This is a genomic window from Burkholderia sp. R-40, from assembly GCF_049942845.1.
GTDB classification, from domain to species: domain Bacteria; phylum Pseudomonadota; class Gammaproteobacteria; order Burkholderiales; family Burkholderiaceae; genus Burkholderia; species Burkholderia ambifaria.
The window spans coordinates 1-20,114 of sequence record NZ_CP187968.1; the positions used below are offsets into that span (position 1 = coordinate 1).

17 protein-coding genes are annotated in these 20,114 nt (G+C 68.1%); 13 read left to right on the forward strand and 4 right to left on the reverse strand.

Annotation, left to right across the window (positions count from 1 at the left end; translation table 11 throughout):
* The 3 genes from ACP26O_RS16325 (at position 1) to ACP26O_RS16335 (ending at position 3,367) form a co-directional block, all read left to right on the forward strand.
* Positions 1-1,551 carry a sensor domain-containing diguanylate cyclase gene (locus tag ACP26O_RS16325; protein ID WP_175663784.1) on the forward strand — a complete coding sequence of 517 codons (1,551 nt, stop codon included), beginning with the start codon at positions 1-3 and terminating at the stop codon, positions 1,549-1,551.
* 256 nt (positions 1,552-1,807) lie between these two features.
* On the forward strand, positions 1,808-2,083 hold the full coding sequence (locus ACP26O_RS16330) for a hypothetical protein (RefSeq protein ID WP_105831075.1): 276 nt from the start codon (positions 1,808-1,810) through the stop codon (positions 2,081-2,083).
* Between the two features lie 246 nt (positions 2,084-2,329).
* Positions 2,330-3,367: a succinylglutamate desuccinylase/aspartoacylase domain-containing protein gene (locus ACP26O_RS16335; RefSeq protein WP_175663783.1), complete on the forward strand. Its 1,038-nt coding sequence runs from the start codon at positions 2,330-2,332 to the stop codon at positions 3,365-3,367.
* A 9-nt stretch (positions 3,368-3,376) separates the two neighbouring features.
* Here ACP26O_RS16335 and ACP26O_RS16340 read toward each other — a convergent pair whose 3' ends face one another.
* On the reverse strand, positions 3,377-4,435 hold the full coding sequence (locus ACP26O_RS16340) for a hypothetical protein (protein ID WP_425100461.1): 1,059 nt from the start codon (positions 4,433-4,435) through the stop codon (positions 3,377-3,379).
* Positions 4,436-4,675: 240 nt separating this feature from the next.
* On the opposite strand from ACP26O_RS16340, the gene ACP26O_RS16345 reads away from it, so the two are divergent.
* The 7 genes from ACP26O_RS16345 to ACP26O_RS16375 all read left to right on the forward strand — a co-directional run bounded on the left by ACP26O_RS16345 (position 4,676) and on the right by ACP26O_RS16375 (position 12,751).
* Positions 4,676-5,599, forward strand: a complete 924-nt coding sequence (locus ACP26O_RS16345; RefSeq protein WP_175663782.1) for a recombination-associated protein RdgC — start codon at positions 4,676-4,678, stop codon at positions 5,597-5,599.
* Between the two features lie 308 nt (positions 5,600-5,907).
* Complete coding sequence (locus ACP26O_RS16350; protein WP_175663781.1) at positions 5,908-6,468, forward strand: GNAT family N-acetyltransferase; 561 nt, start codon at positions 5,908-5,910, stop codon at positions 6,466-6,468.
* Between the two features lie 66 nt (positions 6,469-6,534).
* Positions 6,535-7,476 carry an ABC transporter substrate-binding protein gene (locus ACP26O_RS16355; protein ID WP_175663780.1) on the forward strand — a complete coding sequence of 314 codons (942 nt, stop codon included), beginning with the start codon at positions 6,535-6,537 and terminating at the stop codon, positions 7,474-7,476.
* Positions 7,477-7,515: 39 nt separating this feature from the next.
* The gene (locus ACP26O_RS16360) at positions 7,516-8,565 is read left to right on the forward strand and encodes an LLM class flavin-dependent oxidoreductase (RefSeq protein WP_175663779.1); all 1,050 of its coding nucleotides are present in this window, start codon (positions 7,516-7,518) and stop codon (positions 8,563-8,565) included.
* A gap of 7 nt (positions 8,566-8,572) precedes the next feature.
* On the forward strand, positions 8,573-9,931 hold the full coding sequence (locus ACP26O_RS16365) for an LLM class flavin-dependent oxidoreductase (protein ID WP_175663778.1): 1,359 nt from the start codon (positions 8,573-8,575) through the stop codon (positions 9,929-9,931).
* A 59-nt stretch (positions 9,932-9,990) separates the two neighbouring features.
* The gene (locus ACP26O_RS16370; protein WP_175663777.1) at positions 9,991-11,775 is read left to right on the forward strand and encodes an amino acid ABC transporter permease/ATP-binding protein; all 1,785 of its coding nucleotides are present in this window, start codon (positions 9,991-9,993) and stop codon (positions 11,773-11,775) included.
* Between the two features lie 34 nt (positions 11,776-11,809).
* A complete protein-coding gene (locus tag ACP26O_RS16375; RefSeq protein WP_175663776.1) occupies positions 11,810-12,751 on the forward strand; it encodes an ABC transporter substrate-binding protein in 942 nt (313 codons plus the stop codon).
* Positions 12,752-12,861: 110 nt separating this feature from the next.
* Here the strand turns inward: ACP26O_RS16375 and ACP26O_RS16380 are convergent, their stop codons facing one another.
* Together ACP26O_RS16380 and ACP26O_RS16385 are read right to left on the reverse strand one after the other, a co-directional pair.
* Positions 12,862-13,956, reverse strand: a complete 1,095-nt coding sequence (locus ACP26O_RS16380) for an LLM class flavin-dependent oxidoreductase (RefSeq protein ID WP_175663775.1) — start codon at positions 13,954-13,956, stop codon at positions 12,862-12,864.
* A 52-nt stretch (positions 13,957-14,008) separates the two neighbouring features.
* Entirely contained in the window at positions 14,009-14,974 is a 966-nt protein-coding gene (locus ACP26O_RS16385; protein WP_175663774.1) for an aliphatic sulfonate ABC transporter substrate-binding protein, read from the reverse strand.
* Positions 14,975-15,345: 371 nt separating this feature from the next.
* On the opposite strand from ACP26O_RS16385, the gene ACP26O_RS16390 reads away from it, so the two are divergent.
* The 3 genes from ACP26O_RS16390 to ACP26O_RS16400 all read left to right on the forward strand — a co-directional run bounded on the left by ACP26O_RS16390 (position 15,346) and on the right by ACP26O_RS16400 (position 18,633).
* Positions 15,346-16,263 (forward strand): alpha/beta hydrolase family protein, encoded by a 918-nt coding sequence (locus tag ACP26O_RS16390; protein WP_175654742.1) that lies wholly within the window; start codon positions 15,346-15,348, stop codon positions 16,261-16,263.
* Positions 16,260-16,691, forward strand: coding sequence for a MarR family winged helix-turn-helix transcriptional regulator (locus ACP26O_RS16395; protein ID WP_011658874.1), 432 nt, complete (start codon positions 16,260-16,262; stop codon positions 16,689-16,691). The genes ACP26O_RS16390 and ACP26O_RS16395 overlap by 4 nt, the downstream gene beginning before the upstream one ends.
* A gap of 499 nt (positions 16,692-17,190) precedes the next feature.
* Complete coding sequence (locus tag ACP26O_RS16400; protein ID WP_175663773.1) at positions 17,191-18,633, forward strand: sialidase family protein; 1,443 nt, start codon at positions 17,191-17,193, stop codon at positions 18,631-18,633.
* A 64-nt stretch (positions 18,634-18,697) separates the two neighbouring features.
* On the opposite strand, the gene adhP is transcribed toward ACP26O_RS16400, so the two are convergent.
* Complete coding sequence (adhP, locus tag ACP26O_RS16405) at positions 18,698-19,726, reverse strand: alcohol dehydrogenase AdhP (RefSeq protein ID WP_426356354.1); 1,029 nt, start codon at positions 19,724-19,726, stop codon at positions 18,698-18,700.
* Between the last annotated feature and the right edge of the window lie 388 nt (positions 19,727-20,114).

Genomic DNA, 20,114 nt, shown 5'->3' on the forward strand with positions numbered 1-20,114 from the left:
ATGGCAGTCAAGGCGCGCCTCCTGAACGCCGTTCTCGCCACTCCCCCCAGCGGCAATCACCGCGTGACGGCCGCACTGCGTCCGTCGATGCTCGGCACGCTGTTCGAGGACGTGCGCCCGATGGCGCTGTCCGGCGTCGCCAGCGCGTTCGTCGCGGCGATCGCGCTGATCCGTCTGCAGCAACTCTGGTGTTTCGTGTGGCTCGTCGTCGACGTCGGCTTGCTCGCCGCGCGGCTCGCAATTGCACGCGCGTATGCGGTACGCCGTGCCGCCGGCAACGATCGCGCCGAATACTTCGCGCGGCACTATGCGCCCGTGTCGCTCGCCGCATGCTTGTTGCTCGGTCTCGGCGTGATGGGCTGCGTGGATGCGTCCGATGCCGAGCTCGGCACGCTGTCGGTGATGGTCGCCGGCGGCGTGTTCGGCGGGATCGCGTCGCGCAATTCGGCGCTGCCGCGGCTCGCGATGACGCAGGTCACGCTCGGCGTGCTGCCGATCGGCGTCGGCGCGCTGCTGGCCCGCCGGCCCGACGCGTGGCTGCTGCTGCCGCCGCTCGTGATCTATCTCGCGGCGATGCGCACGGTCGTGCAGCGCCATTACCGCGTGCTGGTCGCGTTGATCGCCGCGCGCCAGCGCAACGCCGAGCTCGTCGCGCGCTTCGATGCCGCACTCACCTACATGCCGCACGGTCTGTGCATGATCGACGGCGAAAGCCGCGTGATCGTCGCGAACCGCCGCACCGCGCAGCTGTTCGGCTCGCCGCGCGAGATCATGCTGGACACCCCGCTGCCCGACGTGATCGCGGCGCTCGGCGCGAACGCTGAGACCGATCCCGGCCAGACTGGCCTCGCCGCGCAGTGCGCGGTGTGGCTGAACCGCGACGAACCCGTGCCGCTCGACATCGCGCTCGCCGACGGTCGCCAGCTCGAACTGACGCGCCATCGCGTCCCGGACGGCAACGCGGTGGTCATCGTCGAGGACGTCACCACGCGCCGCCGCGCCGAGCAGCACATCCGGCATCTCGCGCGGCACGATGCGCTGACCGGCTTGCCGAACCGCCACGAACTACATGCGGAGCTCAGGCGCAGGCTCGCGCATCGGCCGCGCATGCCGAGCCCCGCGCTCGCCGTCATGTATCTCGACCTCGACGGCTTCAAGGCGATCAACGACCGGTTCGGCCACCAGGCCGGCGACGAAGTGCTCACGCAGGTCGCCGAGCGGCTCGGCAAGACGCTGCCGCCCGGCGAGCTGGCGGCTCGCATCGGCGGCGACGAGTTCGTCGTCGCGATCGACGACACGACGATGCAGGCGTGCTCGATCCTCGCCGCGCGCATCATCCGGCAGATTTCGGCGCCGTACACGCTGTCGATCGGCGCGACCGTCAGCCTCGGGATCAGCATCGGCATCGCGCTCGATGACGGACACGGCTCGCCCGACGAACTGATCCGGCAGGCCGACAGCGCGCTATACGACGCGAAGTCGGGCGGCAAGGGGATCTACCGCTTCTATTCGGCGGGAAGCCGCCGCGTGGCGCCCGCGACCGCGAACTGAGCAAGCGCGTCTCCGCATCTCCGTTCATTCCAGCGATTCATTTCCGAAACGCGTTGCATGGGCCGACCCATGTGCGCATGTGTTTCGCCACGCGCGGCCATGTCACGTGACGTGTTCCGTAACATCGGCCCGCGCCGCGCGCCCCGTTCGCCGCAGAAGCCCGCACGATCGCGGCGGTGCGCTGCGGCGCGCGGCATTTCGTCGCTGGCACCCTTATTGCTCCTTGACTGTGAAACACGACGTCGGGGAGCCCAACATGAATACCGTCGAAGTCATCAGCCGCGCGGAAACGATCGATCCACTGGACGTGATCGACGGCGCCGCGCTGATCCGGCGGCTCGTCTCCGAGCACCGGCCGCCCGCCGTCCGTGAGGCCGCGTGCGTCGACAGCCCGCCGCTGACGCTATACGGCGCATTTCGCCAGGGCATCACCGATCACGCGGCGCGGCGCGCGAATCCGTATCGCGCCGGCAGCCGTTTCTGGGCGCTGTGGGAAGAAGGCCGTATCGAAGCTGAAACGTCGGGTCGCTGACGCGAGCACGCGCGCCGGCCCTGTCGCGGCAAGGGCTGACGCGCAACCCCGCGTGCGCGGACGACCCGCTGATACGCCGGCATGCGTATCAGCGCTGCAACATCGCGGGCGGCCGCTCTGGTTGCGCATGTCGCGCCTTCGCGCGCAGGCCGGTCGACGTTGTGCGCATCGCCTGCCCCGCGTCCCGCCGCGCGACGGCCGTTTCCCGATAAGATGGCAGACTCCCGTTCTTCGAACGATGTCGCCATGACCGCCTCCTCTTCGTCACACCGAAATCCCATCCACTGCGAAATCGATCTCGATGCGCAAGGCAAGCATGCGGGCTACCTGCGCCTGCCGCATTCCGTGCATCGCTCCGCGTACGGCTGGCTGCCGATCCCGATCGCGTCGATCCGCAACGGCGACGGCCCGGTCGCGCTCGTGATGGCCGGCAATCACGGCGACGAATACGAAGGCCAGATCATCGTGTCGCAGCTGATCCGCGAGATCGACCCGGAGATGGTCAGCGGGCAACTGATCCTGCTGCCGATGGCGAACTTCCCCGCGGCCGACGCGGGCCAGCGCGTATCGCCGCTCGACGGGGGCAACCTGAACCGCAGCTTCCCCGGCGACCCGACCGGCACGCCGACGCAGATGATCGCCCACTACATCGAGCATGCGCTGCTGTCGCGCGCGCAGTATCTGGTCGACCTGCATTCGGGCGGCAGCTCGTTGCTGTACCAGGGCGGCAACATGCTCGCGATCGACCCGCTCGACGACGACGAGGCAGAGAAGCTCAACGGGCTGCTCGTCGCGTTCGGGTTGCCGAACGCGCTGCTGCACGCGCCGAACCCGGTGCATTCGGCCTCGGCCGCACGGCGACAGGGCGCGATCTCGATCGTCACCGAACTCGGCGGTGCGGGCATGGCCGATCCGTCGCTGATCCGGCTCGGCCGCCACGGGCTGCTGCACTACCTCGGCCATATCGGCCTGCTGCACGGCGCGCTCGTGCCCGACGCGCCGCCGACCGTCACGCGCTTCCTGCGTGTCGACGGCGATCGCCACTTCGTCTATGCGTACGAGCGCGGGCTGTATGAACCGCTCGTCGAACTCGGCGACCAGGTGAAGGCCGGACAGCCGGCCGCGTGGGTGCACTTCCCCGATACGCCGCTGCGCGAACCGGTGCTGTATCGCTTCAAGGGCGACGGTGAAGTGGTGTGCAAGCGCGTGCCGGCGCAGGTGCAGCGTGGCGATTGCCTGTTTCAGCTGGCGGAGGCGTCGACGCCGCCGCGTGTCATCGCGTGATCGCGACCGTCAGCCGGGTGACTCATTTCCCTGCCCAGCACCGCATTGATGGCAATGCGGGAAGAAGAAGAAATTCCGGCCGCCGCATTCGCAGACATTGAAAAGCCGCAATCCGCAATGTACGCAGAACGTGGAATCGCCGCCGCCGAGATTCCATTGTTTGTCGCATGACGGGCAGCGCTTTTTTTCGAGTGACCGAACGGCTTTTTCGTATCCGATCGTGCGCGCGCGTGCGCCCTGATCCTGCTGCAATTCGAGCCGTTTGCGTTCGGCATAGCGCTGAAATGCCTTCATCATGTAAAGGCCGGCGAATACCGTGAGCGCAATGCCGACCAGAACCCGGACATAGCCGCCAAAATTCGGCAGGTACGGAACCAATTCAATGAAAAACGCGCTCAGTGCAAACAGGCCAAAACCATACACGAAAGGCCAGTAGCGCACCTTGCGGTAGCGGATGAACAGCCAGATCGCAACCAGCAGTATCGGTAACGTCAGCGCCAGCCGAAGCCCGAACACTTGCATCTCGTAGTGCCGTGTTGCCTCGTCGAAGCGCCGTTCGGCTGCTGCGTTCGCTTCGGCGATTTGCGTGTCCACTTGAGTCTGCTGCGAGCTCAGTGCCCGTTGCTGGTCGCCGATCGCATCGATCTGATGCTGCCAATTGACCACCACGGCCTGGAGCGTATCAAGCTTGTGCGTTCTGGCCAGAATGTCCGGGTTCCTCGCGCTGTCTCCTGTCACCGAGCGGGTTGCCAGCCAGTTGCGGAAACTTTCCTTCTCGGCCGCGTACTCCTTCGCGGCGCGGCCGCGTGCCACTTCCATTGTGTCGGCCTTCTCGACAAGCGCGTCGTGCTGCGCCTGCAGACCGCGCCGCGCCGCGTCCAGCCGCGCCTTTGCCTGAGTATCGGCGAATTGCTCGATGACCGGCGGACCGCCGCTCGGCGCGAACGCCATGTCGCGGATCACCAGACCGCCGAGCATGTTCAGAAAGACCGCGAAGATGATCGCAATTGCCCATGACGCGAGTCGCAGGAGCCGCGCTGGACTGGTCAGGCCGTCGCCGGAATTCATCATTATTTTTTGCCCTCTGTTGGAATGGCATTCATTGTCGCCAATCTCGATACCGCCTTCAATTGGCTCTTTCTCGTCGATTTCAGCCCGGCGCCGTTCCGATGCTGCATGTCGACGTTGAACGGCCCGCCATTCGCGCAGCGGCTCTGCGTCGGCGATCTTCGCGACGTTGTCGAACGATTGGACTTGGCCGGCAACCGTCACCGTCAGATAGAATGATGCGCTTTGCCCGCCCCCCCTATGTGGTTCAAGAACCTTCAGCTTCACCGTCTTCCGGCACCTTGGGCCGTGACCCCCGACCAAATGGAAAAATGGCTGGCGCCCCACGCGTTCCAGCCGGGCAGCAGCGTCGAAATGCAGCGCGTCGGATGGGCTTCGCCGCGTGACGACGGCGCGCTCGTGTATTCGATCAACCGGCAGATGCTGCTGCTGTTTCGTGCCGAAAAGAAGCTGCTCCCGGCATCGGTCGTCAATCAAGTCACCAAAGCGCGTGCGCTTGAACTCGAGGAGCAGCAGGGTTTCAAGGTCGGCCGGAAACAACTGCGCGAACTCAAGGAGCAGGTTACCGACGAACTGCTGCCGCGCGCGTTCAGCATTCGTCGCGATACCCGCGTGTGGATCGATACGGTGAACGGCTGGCTCGTCATCGATGCGGCTGCACAGGCACTTGCCGACGACGTTCGCAGCCTGCTCATCAAATCGATCGACCCGTTGCCGCTCGCCGGTGTTCATGTGGCCCGTTCGCCGGTGGCAGCGATGACGGACTGGCTGCTGTCCGGCGAGGCGCCGGGCGGCTTCACCGTGGACCAGGACGCCGAGTTGCGCTCGAGCGACCAAGGGGGCGCCACGGTGCGCTACGTCGGCCACGCGCTGGAGGCGAACGACATGCGCCGGCACATCGAAACCGGCAAACAATGCACGCGCCTCGCGATGACCTGGGATGACCGGATCTCATTCGTGCTGACACCGTCGCTGACGATCAAGCGTGTCACGCCGCTCGACGTGATCAAGGAGGCGGCGGATCCCACTGCGCAAAATGACGATGAACGCTTCGACTCGGATTTCACGCTGATGACGGGGGAATTGGGGCGGATGCTGACCGATCTTGTCGATATCCTGGGTGGCGATCGGCACGACTCGATTCATCAGGCGGCAGCAGCCTGACTTCGTCGTCGTCGCGGGCCCTCGCCCCGCGACGGCGGGGCGTCGCGCTGACGCGCGTTCGTCCCACCCCACTCCCGCTGCAAGCCTTCTGACCTCCGCCGCGAAATCCTTATCGAAATTGCTTCGTTCGTCTTTGCCGGCCGCGCCGCTAACGTGTTCCAAACGGCGGCGGCACGCCGGATGTCTCGCAGGATTCCGAGCGGCCGCCGTCATCACGACAACCGCGTCGCGATAACGGAACCGACCGGACGGGCCGTGTGCCCCGCCCCCGCCAGGAATGTCCGCATCGCGCGCCCTTCGCGATGCCCATGGCCACGAACGACCGCATCATCGACACGACACCGCTCGATGTCCGCGCCCAGCCGCTGATCGACGCGCTGATCGACGAATACGCGACGCGCTACGACGCGTACCGCCCCGACAGCCGCGCGTCCGCCCGCGACGAGCTCGCGCGCTACCCGGCCGAGCAGTTCGCGCCGCCCGAAGGCGCGTTCGTGCTGCTGCTGCGCGACGGCGAAACGATCGGCGGCGGCGCGTTCAAGCGCTACGACGCGCAGACGGCCGAACTCAAGCGCATCTGGACCCGCGCGGACCTGCGCCGCCAGGGGCTCGCACGCGTGATCGTCGACGCCCTCGAGCAGCGCGCCGCGCAGCAGGGCTACCAACGCGTGTACCTCACCACCGGCTTTCGCCAGCCCGAAGCGTGGGCGCTGTACGACCGCACCGGTTATACGCGTCTGTTCGATTCGTCGATCGACCCCGAAGCGTATTTCCACCTGCGCTTCGGCAAGGATCTCGCCGATCCGTCGCGCACGTCGACGCTCGCCGATCTGTGGGCGCCGCTCCCCGAACCGGTGCTGCCGCGCTGAACCGGCCGCTTCTTCCGACTCCGCTTCCCTCGACACACAACGACACGACAACGACAGGACGCATCCATGCCACGAGCCGTACCCTTCACGCCGCGCGTGCTGCGCACACTAGCCGCCGCGCTGATCGCCGTGACCGCGATCGCCGCGGCCGCCGCGACCTTCGACCTGAGCCCCGAGCAGCGCGGCCGCCCGCGCGGCACGGCCGATGCGGCCGTCGAACGCGCGGTGCCCGCGTCGTTCAAGTTCGCCGAAGCCGGCACGCTGACGATCGGCGTCGCGCCGAGCCTGCCGCCGATCAGCTCGTATGCGACCGACGCGCGCACGGTGATCGGCTTCGACGCGGACGTCGGCCAGCTCGTGTCCGACAGCCTTGGCCGCAAGCTGAAGATCGTCCCGCTCGCGTGGGCCGACTGGCCGCTCGCGCTCGAATCGGGGAAAGTCGACGCGGTGATCTCGAACGTCACCGTCACCGAAGAGCGCAAGCAGAAGTTCGATTTCTCGACCTACCGCAAAGACCAGGTCGGCTTCTACGTGCGCAACGACAGCAAGATCCAGTCGATCCGCGAGCCGAAGGACGTCGCGGGGCTGCGCATCGTGACCGACGCCGGCACCAACCAGGAAAAGATCCTGCTCGCGTGGGACCGCGAGAACGTCGCGCACGGCCTGAAGCCCGTGCAGGTCCAGTACTACGACGACCAGGCGATGCGAATCGTCGCCGTGCAGTCGGGCCGCGCGGATGCCGTGTTCAGCGTGAACTCGGTGCTCGCGTACCAGAGCGCGCAGCAAGGCAAGACGCGGCTCGTCGGCGCGATCAGCGGCGGCTGGCCGCGCACGGCCGACATCGCGATCGCGACACGCCGCGGCAGCGGGCTCGCCGATCCGCTGACGGTCGCGCTGAACGGGCTGATCAAGAACGGCCGCTACCAGCAGATCCTGGAGCGCTGGAACCTCGCATCGGAAGCGATCGACCAGTCGCGCACCAATCCGCCGGGCTTGCCGAAGATCTGAGCGCCCCCTTCCACGCGTTGCGCAGGAACGCCGAACACCATGTCTTATTCGCTTTCATTGCTGGATAAAAGCCCGATCGCCGACGGCACGACCGCCGCCGACGCGCTGCGCTTCACGACGACCCTCGCGCAGCGCGCGGAACAGCTCGGCTACGAGCGCTTCTGGGTGGCCGAGCATCACGGCGCGCCGGGCTTTGCGAGTTCCGCGCCCGAAATCGTCGTCGCGCACCTGCTCGCGCACACGTCGCGCATTCGCGTCGGATCGGGCGGCGTGATGCTGCAGCACTACAGCCCGTTCAAGGTCGCCGAGTCGTTCAGGCTGCTCGCCGCGCTCGGGCCGGGCCGCGTCGATCTCGGCATCGGCAAGGCGCCCGGCGGGCTGCCGCTCACCACGCGCGCGCTGCAGTGGTTTCACGACAAGGCGAACAAGCCCGACTTCGCGGGCCAGCTCGCGGCGCTCGACGCGTTCCTCGGCTGGGGCGTCGCCGAAGATCATCCGCTCGCCGGCGCGGTCGCGCTGCCGGTGCCGCCGCACGCGCCGGAGCGCATCCTGCTCGGCGGCTCGCCCGACAGCGGCGCGCTCGCCGCGCGCCACGGCTGGCGCTTCTGCTACGCGGGGCACTTCAACGGCGACGACGCGAACCTCGAGCGCTCGCTCACCGCGTATCGCGACGCGGGCGGCACGCGCGCGCTCGTCGCGCTGTACGCGGTCGCCGCGCCGACCCGCGACGAGGCCGAGCAGCTGATCGGGCCGCTGAAGATCTTCCGGCTGCAGTTCTCCGGCGGTCAGAGCTTCAACCTGGCGAGCGCGCAGGCCGCGGCGGAATTCGCGCGGCAAAGCGGCGCGTCCGACTACCGAATCGACGAGCTGCGCCCGACCGTGCTGGCCGATACGCCCGAGCGCGTGCATCGCGCGCTCGACGCGCTGAGCCGGCGGCTCGACGTCGACGCGTTCGTGATCGACTCGCCGGTGACCGATTACGCGGCACGGCTCGCGTCGGCCGAATGGCTCGGCGGCGCGCAGTCGATCACGCCCGTGCAGGCGGCCCTTTCGGCCGAACGTTCCCTTTACCCCGACCAGAACGCGTGACGCCCCCATGACGACCCGACGATCGATTCCCTTCGGCCTGATGCTGCAAGGCGCAGGCAGCCACATGAACGCCTGGCGGCACCCGAGCAATCCGCCGGACGCGAGCATCAACCTCGACTTCGCGATCGGCATCGCGCGCAAGGCGGAAGCCGCCGGCATCGCGTTCGCGTTCGTCGCGGACGGCCTCTACATCAACGAGAAGTCGATCCCGCACTTCCTGAACCGCTTCGAGCCGCTGACCGTGCTGTCCGCGCTCGCGGTCGCGACGAAGAAGATCGGCCTCGCGGGCACGATCTCGACGTCGTACAGCGAGCCGTTCACGGTCGCGCGCCAGCTTGCGTCGCTCGACACGATCAGCGGCGGGCGCGCGGGCTGGAACGTCGTGACGACGCCGCTCGAAGGCACCGCGAAGAATTTCGGCAAGGCGCATCCCGAGCACGCATTGCGCTACGAGATCGCCGACGAATACCTCGACGTCGTGCAGGGGCTGTGGGACAGCTGGGACGACGACGCGTTCGTGCGCGATCGCGCGACCGGGCGCTTCTTCGATCGCGACAAGCTCCATACGCTCGACCATCACGGCCGCTTCTTCCAGGTCGCGGGCCCGCTGAACATCCAGCGCTCGCCGCAGGGGCAGCCGGTGATCTTCCAGGCCGGCTCGTCCGACACGGGCATCGGGCTCGCGGGCAAGTATGCGGATGCCGTGTTCACGCATTCGCCGTCGCTCGACGAAACGGCCGCGTTCACGCGGCGCGTGAAGCAGAGCGCGGTCGAGCACGGGCGGCAGCCCGGCGACGTGAAAATCTTCCCCGGCGTCGGCCCGATCGTCGGCCGCACGGCCGCCGAGGCGGAAGACAAATATCAGGCGATCCGCGACCTGCTGACGATCGACGAGGCGCTCGCCTATCTCGGCCGCTATTTCGATCACCACGATTTCACGCAGTACGCGCTCGACGCGCCGTTCCCCGAACTCGGCGACCTCGGCCGCAACAGCTTTCGCTCGACCACCGACCGGATCAAGGCCGACGCGAAGCGCAAGCAGCTCACGCTGCGCGAGACGGCGCTCGCCGTCGCGACGCCGCGCCCGAACTTCATCGGCACGGCCGAGCATGTCGCCGACGAGCTGATCCGCTGGCACGACGCCGGCGCCGGCGACGGCTTCATCCTCGGCTTCGCGGTGCAGGCGCAGGGCGTCGACGACTTCGTCGACCTCGTGATTCCGGTGCTCGAGGCACGCGGCCGCTACAGCCGCGACCTGCCGGGCAGCACGCTGCGCGACCACCTCGGCCTGCCGCGCAAGGCGAGCCGCCATGCGGCGCCCGGCGCGGTGCAGAAACAGGACGACGCGGCCGAAGCGCACGCGTGACGCCGACGCGCCGCCACACGCGGCGCGTCCGACCGACCCGATCGAGGACCTTCACCGACATGAGCGACACGACCCATCTCGGCGGCGCACTGCCGCCGCTTCCTTCGTCCCGCGTCCGCGACGCCGGCACGCGCCTGCGCATCGTGCCGGCGCGCCACCGCTCGCGCACGGCCGGCACCGTGCTCGCGCTCGTGCTGATCGCGCTCGCGCTGCATTCGATCCTCGGCAACCCGCAATGGGGCTGGCCGGTATTCGCCGAATGGTTTCTGTCGCCGCCGGTGCTGTCCGGGCTCGCGCGCACGCTGGTGCTGACGCTGCTCGGCGCGGTATTCGGCTTCGCGCTCGGCGCGTTCGTCGCGCTGGCGCGGCTGTCGCGTTCGCGTCTGCTCGCCGCGAGCGCGTGGACCTTCGTGTGGCTGTTCCGGTCGATTCCGCTGATCGTGCTGCTGCTGATCCTCAACAACCTCGGCTACCTGTACGAACACGTGCGGCTCGGCGTGCCGTTCACCGACATCGTGTGGTTCGACACGCCGACCACCGACCTGATCAGCCCGTTCCTCGCGGCCGTGCTCGGCCTCACGCTGAACCACGCGGCGTTTTCCGCCGAGGTGATCCGCGGCGGCATTCTCGCGGTCGACCAGGGGCAGCTCGAAGCAGCCGCGGCGCTCGGCCTGCCGCGCGGCCGCCAGACCACGCGGATCGTGCTGCCGCAGGCGATGCGCGCGATCCTGCCGACCGCGTTCAACGATCTCATCTCGCTCGCGAAAGGCACGTCGATGGTGTACGTGCTCGCGATGCCCGAGCTGTTCTATACGGTGCAGGTGATCTATCGCCGCAATCTCGAAGTGATTCCGCTGCTGATGGTCGCGACCGTCTGGTACCTGATCATCCTGACCGTACTGTCCGCGCTCCAGGTTCAGGTCGAGCGCCACTACGCGCGCGGGGCGTTGCGCAACCCGCCGCCGTCGGCACTGACGTTCGTGCTGGCGCGCGTCGGTGCGCTGTGGCGGCGTGCCGCGGCACGCCACGCGACAGCCACCGCAACGGCACGTGGCGACGCCGCGGCAGCGCCGGTGCCGAGCGTCGGCGGCGAAGTCGCTGTGCACAACGTATCGAAGCAGTTCGGCATGCAGCGCGTGCTCGACAACGTGTCGTTCGTCGCGCCGCGCGGCAGCGTGACGGCGATCATCGGGCCGTCCGGGTCGGGCAAGTCGACGCTGCTGCGCACGATCAACCATCTCGAACGCGTCGACGACGGCTTCATCGATATCGACGGCGAGCTGATCGGCTATCGGCGCGACGGCGACGTGCTGCACGAGCTGAAGGAGCGCGACGTGCTGAAGCGGCGCACGGCGGTCGGTATGGTGTTCCAGAACTTCAACCTGTTTCCGCACTTGACCGTGCTCGAGAACCTGGTCGAGGCGCCCGTCGCCGTCGCGGGCGTCGCGCGCGAGGCCGCCGAGCGCACCGCGCGTACGCTGCTCGCGCGTGTCGGCCTCGCGGATAAAGCCGACGCCTACCCGCGCCAATTGTCCGGCGGCCAGCAGCAGCGCGTCGCGATCGCGCGGGCGCTCGCATTGCGCCCGAAGGTGCTGCTGTTCGACGAGCCGACGTCGGCGCTCGATCCCGAACTGGTCAACGAAGTGCTCGACGTGATCAAGGAACTCGCGCGCTCGGGCACCACGCTCGTGATCGTCACGCACGAGATCGGCTTCGCGCGCGAAGTCGCGGACAACGTGCTGTTCATGGAGCGCGGCCGCGTCGTCGAATCGGGGCCGCCCGCCGTCGTGCTCGACGCGCCGGCCCATCCGCGCACGCGCGCGTTCCTGTCGCGGGTGCTGTGATGCACGCCGCTCCCCAGCTGCGAGGCGACCGACGATGATCGACCGACGCCAGTTCATGACGGCCGCGCTCGCGGCCGCATTCGGCCTGCGCTGGCATGCAGCCGATGCGGCCGCTGCAGCCACCGCGACGGCGGACCTCGATCCGCGCCAGAGCGGCCGGATCCGTGCGTCGCGCGACGATGCGGCAATTCGCGCGGCCGGCCACTACCGCTGGGTGCGCGACGGGGCCTTCACGGTGGCGATCTCGCCGCATGCGCCGCCGGTGTCGACCTACGCGACCGACGCGCGCACCGTGGTGGGCGCGGACCCCGACTATGCGCAGCTCGTCGCGGATGCGCTGGGCCGCACGCTGCGGCTGGTGCCGATCGCGTGGGCCGACTGGCCGCTCGGGCTCACGTCCGGCAAGTACGATGCGGTGATCTCGAACGTCGGCGTGACCGAGCAACGCAAGGAGAAGTACGACTTCACGACCTACCGGCTCGGGCTGCACGGCTTCTACGTGCGCAACGCGAGCCCGATCGCGAGGATCGCCGAACCGAAGGACATCGCGGGCTTGCGCATCATCACGGGCGCGGGGACGAGCCAGGAGCGCATCCTGCTCGAATGGAGCCGGCGCAATGTCGCGCAAGGGGCGAAGGCGACCGAGCTGCTCTATTTCGACGACGATGCGGCGGCACGCGTCGCGCTGCTGTCGGGCCGCGCGGATGCCGAGCTGAACCCGAACGCGTCGCTCGCGTACGAGGCCGCGCGCGACGGCAAGATCCGCCGGGTCGGCGTCGTCAACGCGGGCTGGCCGGCGAATGCCGATGTCGCGATCGCGACGCGTCGCGGCAGCGGGCTCGCGCCCGCCCTGACGCTCGCGACGAACACATTGATCGACAACGGCCGCTACGGGCAGGCGCTCGCGCGCTGGGGGTTGCAGAGCGAGGCGCTCGCGCGTGCGCAGACGAATCCGCCGGGGTTACCGTCGTTCTGATTCGACGGGCCGATGCATCGATGCACTGACGCATCGGTACAGGAAATGAAATCGCCCCGGCGGTCCGCGAGCGACATGCCAGAGCGAGACGAAGAATCGGCCGTCGTCTCCTAGGCCGTCACCGACGCATCCTCCCGGTCGAGTTCCGCGATATGCGCGTGAATCGCCGGAATCAGATCGCGCCCATAGGCCAGCGCATCGTCGAGCGGATCGAAACCGCGTATCAGGAACGTCGACACGCCGAGCCGGTAATACGCGCCGAGCGCACGCGCGACTTGCTCGGGCGTGCCGACGAGCGCAGTCGAATTCCAGCGTGCGCCGGTCAGGTTCGCGACGCCCATCCACAACCGCTCGTCGAGCACGTCGCCCTGCGCGGCCGCGGCCATCAGCCGCTGCGAACCGGCATTCTGCGGCGCGTGGCCATCGATCGGCTGGCCGTGCGCGAGCCGTGCCGCGCGCACGCGCGCGCGGATCGCCTCGGCCTTCTCCCACGCGGCGGCTTCGGTGCCTGCGACGATCGGCCGGAACGACACGCTAATGCGCGGCGCGCGTCCGAACGGCGCCGCGGCAGCCCGCACGCGCGCGATCTGCTCGCGCACCGCGGCGAGCGGCTCGCCCCACGTCATGTAGACGTCCGCGTGCTGCCCGGCCACCGCCAGCGCCGCCGGCGACGAGCCGCCGAAATAGATCGGCACGTGCGGCCGCTGCGCGCTTTTCACGAGAGGCGACGCCCCGCGCAGCCGGTAGAACGCGCCGTCGTGATCGACCGGCGCATCGGCGAGCCAGATGCGTTTCAGCACGTCGAGATATTCGCCGGTGCGGCGGTAGCGCGCGTCGTGCGGCACGAAATCGCCGTCGCGCTGCAGGTCGGTATCGTCGCCGCCCGACACGACGTTCAGCGCGAGCCGGCCGCCGCTGAATACATCGAGCGTCGCGATCTGCCGTGCGGCGGCCGACGGCACGATCACACCCGGCCGGTGTGCAAGCAGGATGCGGATCCGTTCGGTCGCGGCGGCCGCGAACGAAGCGACGATGAAGCCGTCCGCCGCGTTGCTGAAATGGCCGACCAGGATCTGGTCGAAGCCGGCGGCTTCGTGCGCCTGCGCGAAGCGCCGCACATAGTCGGGCTGGACGGCGGCGCCGCCCGGTACGTCGACCTCCGCGCCGGGCGTCGCGGTGATCATGCCGATGATGTCGATAGGCATGTCGGGCTGTCCTTCTGGTGGGGAATCGGAATGGGCGGGCTCGGCGGCACCGTCACTGCGCGGCGGCGCTCTTTTGCGCGGGCGCCGCGAACGCGCCCGCATACGAGCGGTCGAGCAGTTTCGCCGTGTCGTACGCGGCCGGAATCACGCCGGCCTTGTGCAGGAAATCGGCGGTGTTCTGCGCATCCTTCGCGGCCGTGTCGTCGACGGGGCCCACCCGCTGGTGCGCGTTGTCGAGCCAGCGGTACGCGACGTCCGGCTCGAGCTTCGCGCGCTTCGCCCACAGGTCCGCGTACTCGCGCGGATGGCTGTCGACCCACTGGCGTGCCGCGACCACGCGCTTCAGGAAATCGGTGATCTCCGCGCGCTTGCCGGTTGCCGCCTGCTCGTTCGCGGCGACGAAGCTGAGTGCGGGCATCAGCCCCTGCGCGGTCGTCACGGCTCGTGCGCCCTGCCGCAACGCGAGCGTGCTGACGAACGGTTCCCACAACGACACGGCGTCGACCGAGCCGTTCGCGAGCGCGTTGGTCGCATCGATCGGCATCAGGTACGCGTACTTGACGGAATCCGCGCGCAGGCCAGCGTGTTCGAGCGCGCGCAGCACGAGCTGCTGGCTCCACGCGCCGCGCCAGACCGCGATGGTCTTGCCCTGCAGGTCGGCGACGGTGCGCACCGGCGAGTGCTTCGGCACGAGGATCGCGACGCCGTCGAGGCTCTGCCGCGACACCGCGACGACCTTCACCGGCGCGCCGCGCGCGGCCAGCGTGAGCAGCGCGGAATCGCCGAGAAAGCCGATGTCGATCGCGTTGCCGTTCAGGCTCTCGGCGACGGGCGCGGCCGCCTGGAAGTGCTTCCACTCGATCGTGTAAGGCAGGTCCTTCAACACGCCGGACGCCTCCATCGACGCCTGAATGTTGAAGTAGTTCTGTTCACCGACGCGCAGCGTGACGGTGTCTTTCGCGATGCCCGGCTGCGCGGCCAGCGCGAGCAGCAGCGCGGTAACGATTCGGCTCAACAACGTGATCTCCCCGGAGGTTGGCGGGCAGCCGCGCGACGGCGGCGCCCTTGGGCCCGCGTGGCCCGACGGCCCGCGGACAGGATGGAACCGGTGAAGATACGTCGATGCGCTTCATGAGACAAACGCAATATTCTGCTTTGCAAAGATGCAAATTGTTTATGGAACGTGCGGCCTTTTCCGTTCCGGCATCGAATGGCATTACCGGCCCGTACCCAGCCGCTCACGGTTCCGAAAAGAGGTCCGTGCCGCCTCGTCCCGCATTCAGCCCGCCAGGAAGTCGTTCGAATGATTCCTCGATAGATATTTCGTGCGCGAAATAATTCCCGCACTATATTTCGCATACGAAATAACTGCCCGGCACGAGGACTGCCATGACGCCAGAACCCATCGAGTTTTCCGCCGCCGACGGCTACCCGCTGCGTGGCACGCTGTGGTCGCCGGACGCGCCGCCGCGCGCGCTGGTGTTGATCCATCCGGCAACCGCCGTGCCGGAGCGGCTGTATGCGGGCTTCGCGCGCTTCCTGACCGAACGTGGCTTCGCGGCGCTGACCTACAACTATCGCGGCATCGGCGCGTCGCGGCCCGCGCGGCTGAGCGCGCTGCAGGCGCGCATGCGCGACTGGGTCGAGCTCGACGTCGGCGCCGCGATCGCGTGGGCGCGCGAGACATACGAAGGACTGCCGCTGCTGGCGGTCGGGCATAGCGTCGGCGGGCATGCGATCGGGTTGTCGGCCGGCACCGCGCACCTGCGCGCGGCCGTGCTCGTCGCCGCGCACGCGGGCAGCACGCGGCTGATTTCCCGCGCGGCGGAGCGGCTGAAGGTACGGCTGATCCTGCGCGTGCTCGGCCCGCTCGCGTCCGCGCTGCTCGGCTACGTGCCCGGCAAGCGGCTCGGGCTCGGCGAGGATCTCCCCGCCGGCGTGTTCCGCGAATGGAGTCGCTGGACCACGCTGCCGCGCTACTTCTTCGACGATCCGACGCTCGGTGCGGCCGAGCGCTTCTCGAAGCAACAGTTGCCGATTCTCGCGCTCGGCTTCGACGACGATCCGTGGGCGAACCCGCCCGCGATCGACCTGCTGGTAAGCTACCTGACCCGCGCGGCCGTCGAACGCCGCCAGATTGATCCGCACGCCGCGGGCAGCGGGCCGGTCGGGCACATGGGCTTCTTCCGCAGCCGGCCCGGCGCCGTGCTGTGGCCCGCGGTCGCCGACTGGCTCGCGCAAGCGCTCGACACGCCGCGCGAGGCGGGCCGCCCGTCCCTTTCCATTGCTGCCGGGAACCAAGCTTGAGCGAAGACCGACGACTATTTTTCCTGTTGAACATCGGCCAGCGGCGCGTGCAGCGCTGGGTCGACCGCAAGGCCGAAACCGATTCGCGCGCCAGCGCCGCGCAGGCCGGCGTGCTGTTCTGCCTCGCGAAGCAGGATGGTGCGCTGATCGGTGAAGTCGGCGCGGCGCTGCAACTGGCGCCGTCCGCGATGACGGGGCTCGCCGACCGGATGGCGAAGGCCGGCCTGCTCGCGCGTCATGCCGATTCGGACGACGGGCGCGCCACGCGCCTGTTCCTGACCGACGAAGGTCACGCGGCGCTCAAGCGTGCGCGCGTGGTGTTGCGCGAGTTGAACGGCAAGCTGTGCGACGGATTTTCCGACGCGGAACTCGACGTCGTCGCGCGCTGGCTGCACGCATTGCAGGACCGCTTTCCGGCGGAGCGCTGAACGGCGCGCGCAACGCATCACGTCAGTCACGCTACATCACATCGCCTCGATACGTCACGCCCCGCACGCCGCGATCGAAAGCGATTGCGATTCGCATTTTCGCTTCGTTTTCCGCACCAATATGGCGGCAAATTTTGCGTTCCGGATGTGCCGCTTCGGCAACGCTTTCCGGCTACGCTCTGTTACAAAAAATTGCCTCCCGCGCCGCATGGGGATCGCCTACATTGCAATCCACTTTGCTGCATTCGCCGTATGCACCGACCTGCCTTCCTGTCGGGTCCGCATTGCAGGCTCTACCCGACAAGCAATGAAAACGAAGAGGAGTCTTGACCGACGTGCTGGCGGCATCCAGCACACGCGGATTGCGATGACCGAAACGGCTTCCTGAACGACCCGACCCGACGCGTTGCACGGCACCCTTTGTCGCTGCGCACCGATGCGCGTCGCGTCGTCGTGCCGTGCCCGGCCATCGCCGCCGCATGTCAACGAGGAGTAGTCCATGCGACGCACGATCGTGTCCCACTCGCTTGTCACCCGCCTGTCCGCCGTGATGGCGATGGCCGCCGCCGCGGCGGCGCACGCCGAACCCGTGGTCGTGTCCGGCCCGAGTCCATTCGCCGCCTGCACCATCGGCGGCCCCGGCACGAACTACGTGAACGCCGAGGTCGAACCGTGGCTGTCGGTCAACCCCGCGAACCCGACCAACATGATCGCCGTGTGGCAGCAGGACCGCTGGTCGAACGGCGGCGCCCACGGGCTCGTCGCGGGCTACACGTTCGACGGCGGCGCGACCTGGGCGCGCACGCCGCAGCCGTTCAGCGCATGTGCGCCGGGCGGGCTCAAGTACGAGCGCGCGTCCGATCCGTGGGTATCGTTCGGGCCGGACGGCACCGCATACTCGGTGTCGATCTCGTTCAACCAGTCGAACAACAGCAATGCGGTCGGGGCTTCGGTATCGACCGACGGCGGACAGACATGGAGCAGCCCGGCCGTGCTGATCGCGAACGACGAGCCGACGACGCAGTTCTTCAACGACAAGGAATCGGTCACTGCAAATCCGGTGAAGGCCGGCACCGCCTATGCCGTGTGGGACCGCCTCGAGCTGCCGAACGGCAACCCGTACGCGAACCTGCACACGGCGGCCTACCGCGGGCCGACGCTGTTCTCGAAGACGGTCGACGGCGGCAAGACGTGGACCAAAGCGAGGGTCATCGTGCACGTGCCAGCGCGGCAGCAGACGATCGGCAACCAGATCGTCGTCGATCCGAAAACGGGCACGCTGTACAACTTCTTCGACCTGATCCAGCCGCCGTTCAACAAGGCCGCCGGCAAGGTCGCGTTCATCAAGTCGACCGACGACGGCGCGACCTGGACGCAACCGCGGGTGATCGCCGGACTGCAGACGGTCGGCGTGACCGATCCGAACACCGGCGAACCGGTGCGCACCGGCGACATCATTCCGGAGCCCGCGATCGATCCCGCATCGGGGCAGCTCTACGTCGTGTGGCAGGACAGCCGCTTCAACGGCGGCAAGTACGACGAGGTCGCGCTCTCGACGTCGAAGGACGGTGGCGCGACCTGGAGTGCGCCGCTGCAGGTGAATACGCCGACCGGGCGCCCCGCATTCAATCCGTCGGTGCGCGTCGACAATGCGGGCTCGGTGATGGTGACCTACTACGACTTCCGCGATCTGCAGGCCGGCAACACGACCACGCTGCCGACCGGGTTCTGGCGCAAGATCTCGCATGACGACGGCGCCACGTTCGCCGACGAGCGGCGCGTCGGCGGCCCGTTCGACATGAAGCTCGCGCCGAACGCTGAGGGCTTCTTCATCGGCGATTACCAGGGGCTCGACGTGCTGCCGTCGTCGTCGTTCCATCCGCTGTTCGTACAGACCAACAGCAACCTGACGAACCGCACCGACGTGTTCTTCGCGCCGTGATGCGCGCGTGAGCGCCGCGCTGCCGCGACGTCCCCCGCGTCGCGGCAGCGTGCCCGAATGCGCGTCAATGCATGTCGGTCAGCACGACGCGACCGTCGATCCTGCCTTCGCGCAGCCGCGCGAATATGTCGTTGATGTTGCCGAGCCGGTCGCGATGGATATGCGCGCGCACCAGACCATCCGCCGCGAAATCGAGCGATTCCTGCAAGTCGCGCCGTGTGCCGACGATCGAGCCGCGCACCGTGATGCCGTTCAGCACGGTCGAGAAGATCGGCAACGGGAAATCGCCGGGCGGCAAGCCGTTGAGTGCCACCGTGCCGCCGCGCCGTACCATCCCGAGCGCCTGCGCGAACGCGCTGCGCGACACGGCCGTGACCAGCACGCCGTGCGCCCCGCCGATCTCCTTCTGGATGACCTTCGCCGGATCGTCGGCCGACGCATCGATCGTCAGCTCTGCGCCAAGCTGGCGCGCGAGTTCGAGCTTCGCGGGGGACACGTCGATCGCCGCGACGTGCAGGCCCATCGCGCGCGCATATTGCACGGCCACGTGGCCGAGCCCGCCAATGCCCGAAATCGCGAGCCACTGGCCCGGACGCGTGTCGGTGACGCGGATGCCCTTGTAGACCGTCAGGCCCGCGCACAGGATCGGCGCGATCTCGTCGAACGCAACCTGCGCTGGCAGAAGGCCGACGTAGTCGGGATCGGCCAGCACGTATTCGGCATAGCTGCCGTTGACCGAATAGCCGGTGTTCTGCTGCCCGTGGCAAAGGGTTTCCCAGCCGGTGTGGCAGTACTCGCAGTGACCGCATGCCGTGTAGAGCCAGGGCACGCCGACGCGGTCGCCCTCGCGTACGTGCGTGACGCCGGCCCCGACCGCCGCGACGACGCCTACGCCTTCGTGTCCGGGAATGAACGGCAGCGTCGGCTTCACGGGCCAGTCGCCGTCGGCGGCATGCAGGTCGGTGTGGCACACGCCCGACGCCTTGATGTTGACGAGGATCTGGCCCGCGCCCGGCGTCGGGATCGGCACTTCCTCGATGCGCAACGGTTCGCCGAACGCGTGTACCACGGCCGCTTTCATTGTTTGTGTCACGGGTCGCTCCTGGGTGGTCGATGATCCGGCCAGTATCCGGACTCGAAACCGGAGCGCCTTGATACGCATCAACGGGGCGGGAAACGCGCGCGATGGTGGCGCATTCGTCGCGGGACATGCGGCGCGGGCGGCCGGTGTCGGTACCGGTGCCGGTTTGACGGCCCGCTTCCGCTTTCGCAGCCATTTCGGCCGTTTGTCGGAAACCCCGCGGGACGCCGCCGTTTCGCTTGGAATTCGAGATGATATAACATATCATTTCGCGATCTCGTCCACCTGAAGTACCTGGACCCGTTCCATCCGGGTGGCCGAGTCATGTCCGGACGGGTCATAGCGGGGCCACTACGCGCCGCTGACGCAACAATATATCGTATCCATTCGTGACCTGCAT

What these genes read in the sequence shown, in the direction of transcription:
- ACP26O_RS16330 (WP_105831075.1), top strand. Translation starts at nt 1,808, where the DNA reads ATGAATACCGTCGAAGTCATCAGCCGCGCGGAAACGATCGATCCACTG.
- ACP26O_RS16345 (WP_175663782.1), top strand. Translation starts at nt 4,676, where the DNA reads ATGTGGTTCAAGAACCTTCAGCTTCACCGTCTTCCGGCACCTTGGGCC.
- ACP26O_RS16365 (WP_175663778.1), top strand. Translation starts at nt 8,573, where the DNA reads ATGACGACCCGACGATCGATTCCCTTCGGCCTGATGCTGCAAGGCGCA.
- ACP26O_RS16335 (WP_175663783.1), top strand. Translation starts at nt 2,330, where the DNA reads ATGACCGCCTCCTCTTCGTCACACCGAAATCCCATCCACTGCGAAATC.
- ACP26O_RS16390 (WP_175654742.1), top strand. Translation starts at nt 15,346, where the DNA reads ATGACGCCAGAACCCATCGAGTTTTCCGCCGCCGACGGCTACCCGCTG.
- ACP26O_RS16380 (WP_175663775.1), bottom strand. Translation starts at nt 13,956, where the DNA reads ATGCCTATCGACATCATCGGCATGATCACCGCGACGCCCGGCGCGGAG.
- ACP26O_RS16400 (WP_175663773.1), top strand. Translation starts at nt 17,191, where the DNA reads ATGCGACGCACGATCGTGTCCCACTCGCTTGTCACCCGCCTGTCCGCC.
- ACP26O_RS16350 (WP_175663781.1), top strand. Translation starts at nt 5,908, where the DNA reads ATGGCCACGAACGACCGCATCATCGACACGACACCGCTCGATGTCCGC.
- ACP26O_RS16355 (WP_175663780.1), top strand. Translation starts at nt 6,535, where the DNA reads ATGCCACGAGCCGTACCCTTCACGCCGCGCGTGCTGCGCACACTAGCC.
- ACP26O_RS16360 (WP_175663779.1), top strand. Translation starts at nt 7,516, where the DNA reads ATGTCTTATTCGCTTTCATTGCTGGATAAAAGCCCGATCGCCGACGGC.
- ACP26O_RS16340 (WP_425100461.1), bottom strand. Translation starts at nt 4,435, where the DNA reads ATGAATTCCGGCGACGGCCTGACCAGTCCAGCGCGGCTCCTGCGACTC.
- ACP26O_RS16370 (WP_175663777.1), top strand. Translation starts at nt 9,991, where the DNA reads ATGAGCGACACGACCCATCTCGGCGGCGCACTGCCGCCGCTTCCTTCG.
- ACP26O_RS16325 (WP_175663784.1), top strand. Translation starts at nt 1, where the DNA reads ATGGCAGTCAAGGCGCGCCTCCTGAACGCCGTTCTCGCCACTCCCCCC.
- ACP26O_RS16375 (WP_175663776.1), top strand. Translation starts at nt 11,810, where the DNA reads ATGATCGACCGACGCCAGTTCATGACGGCCGCGCTCGCGGCCGCATTC.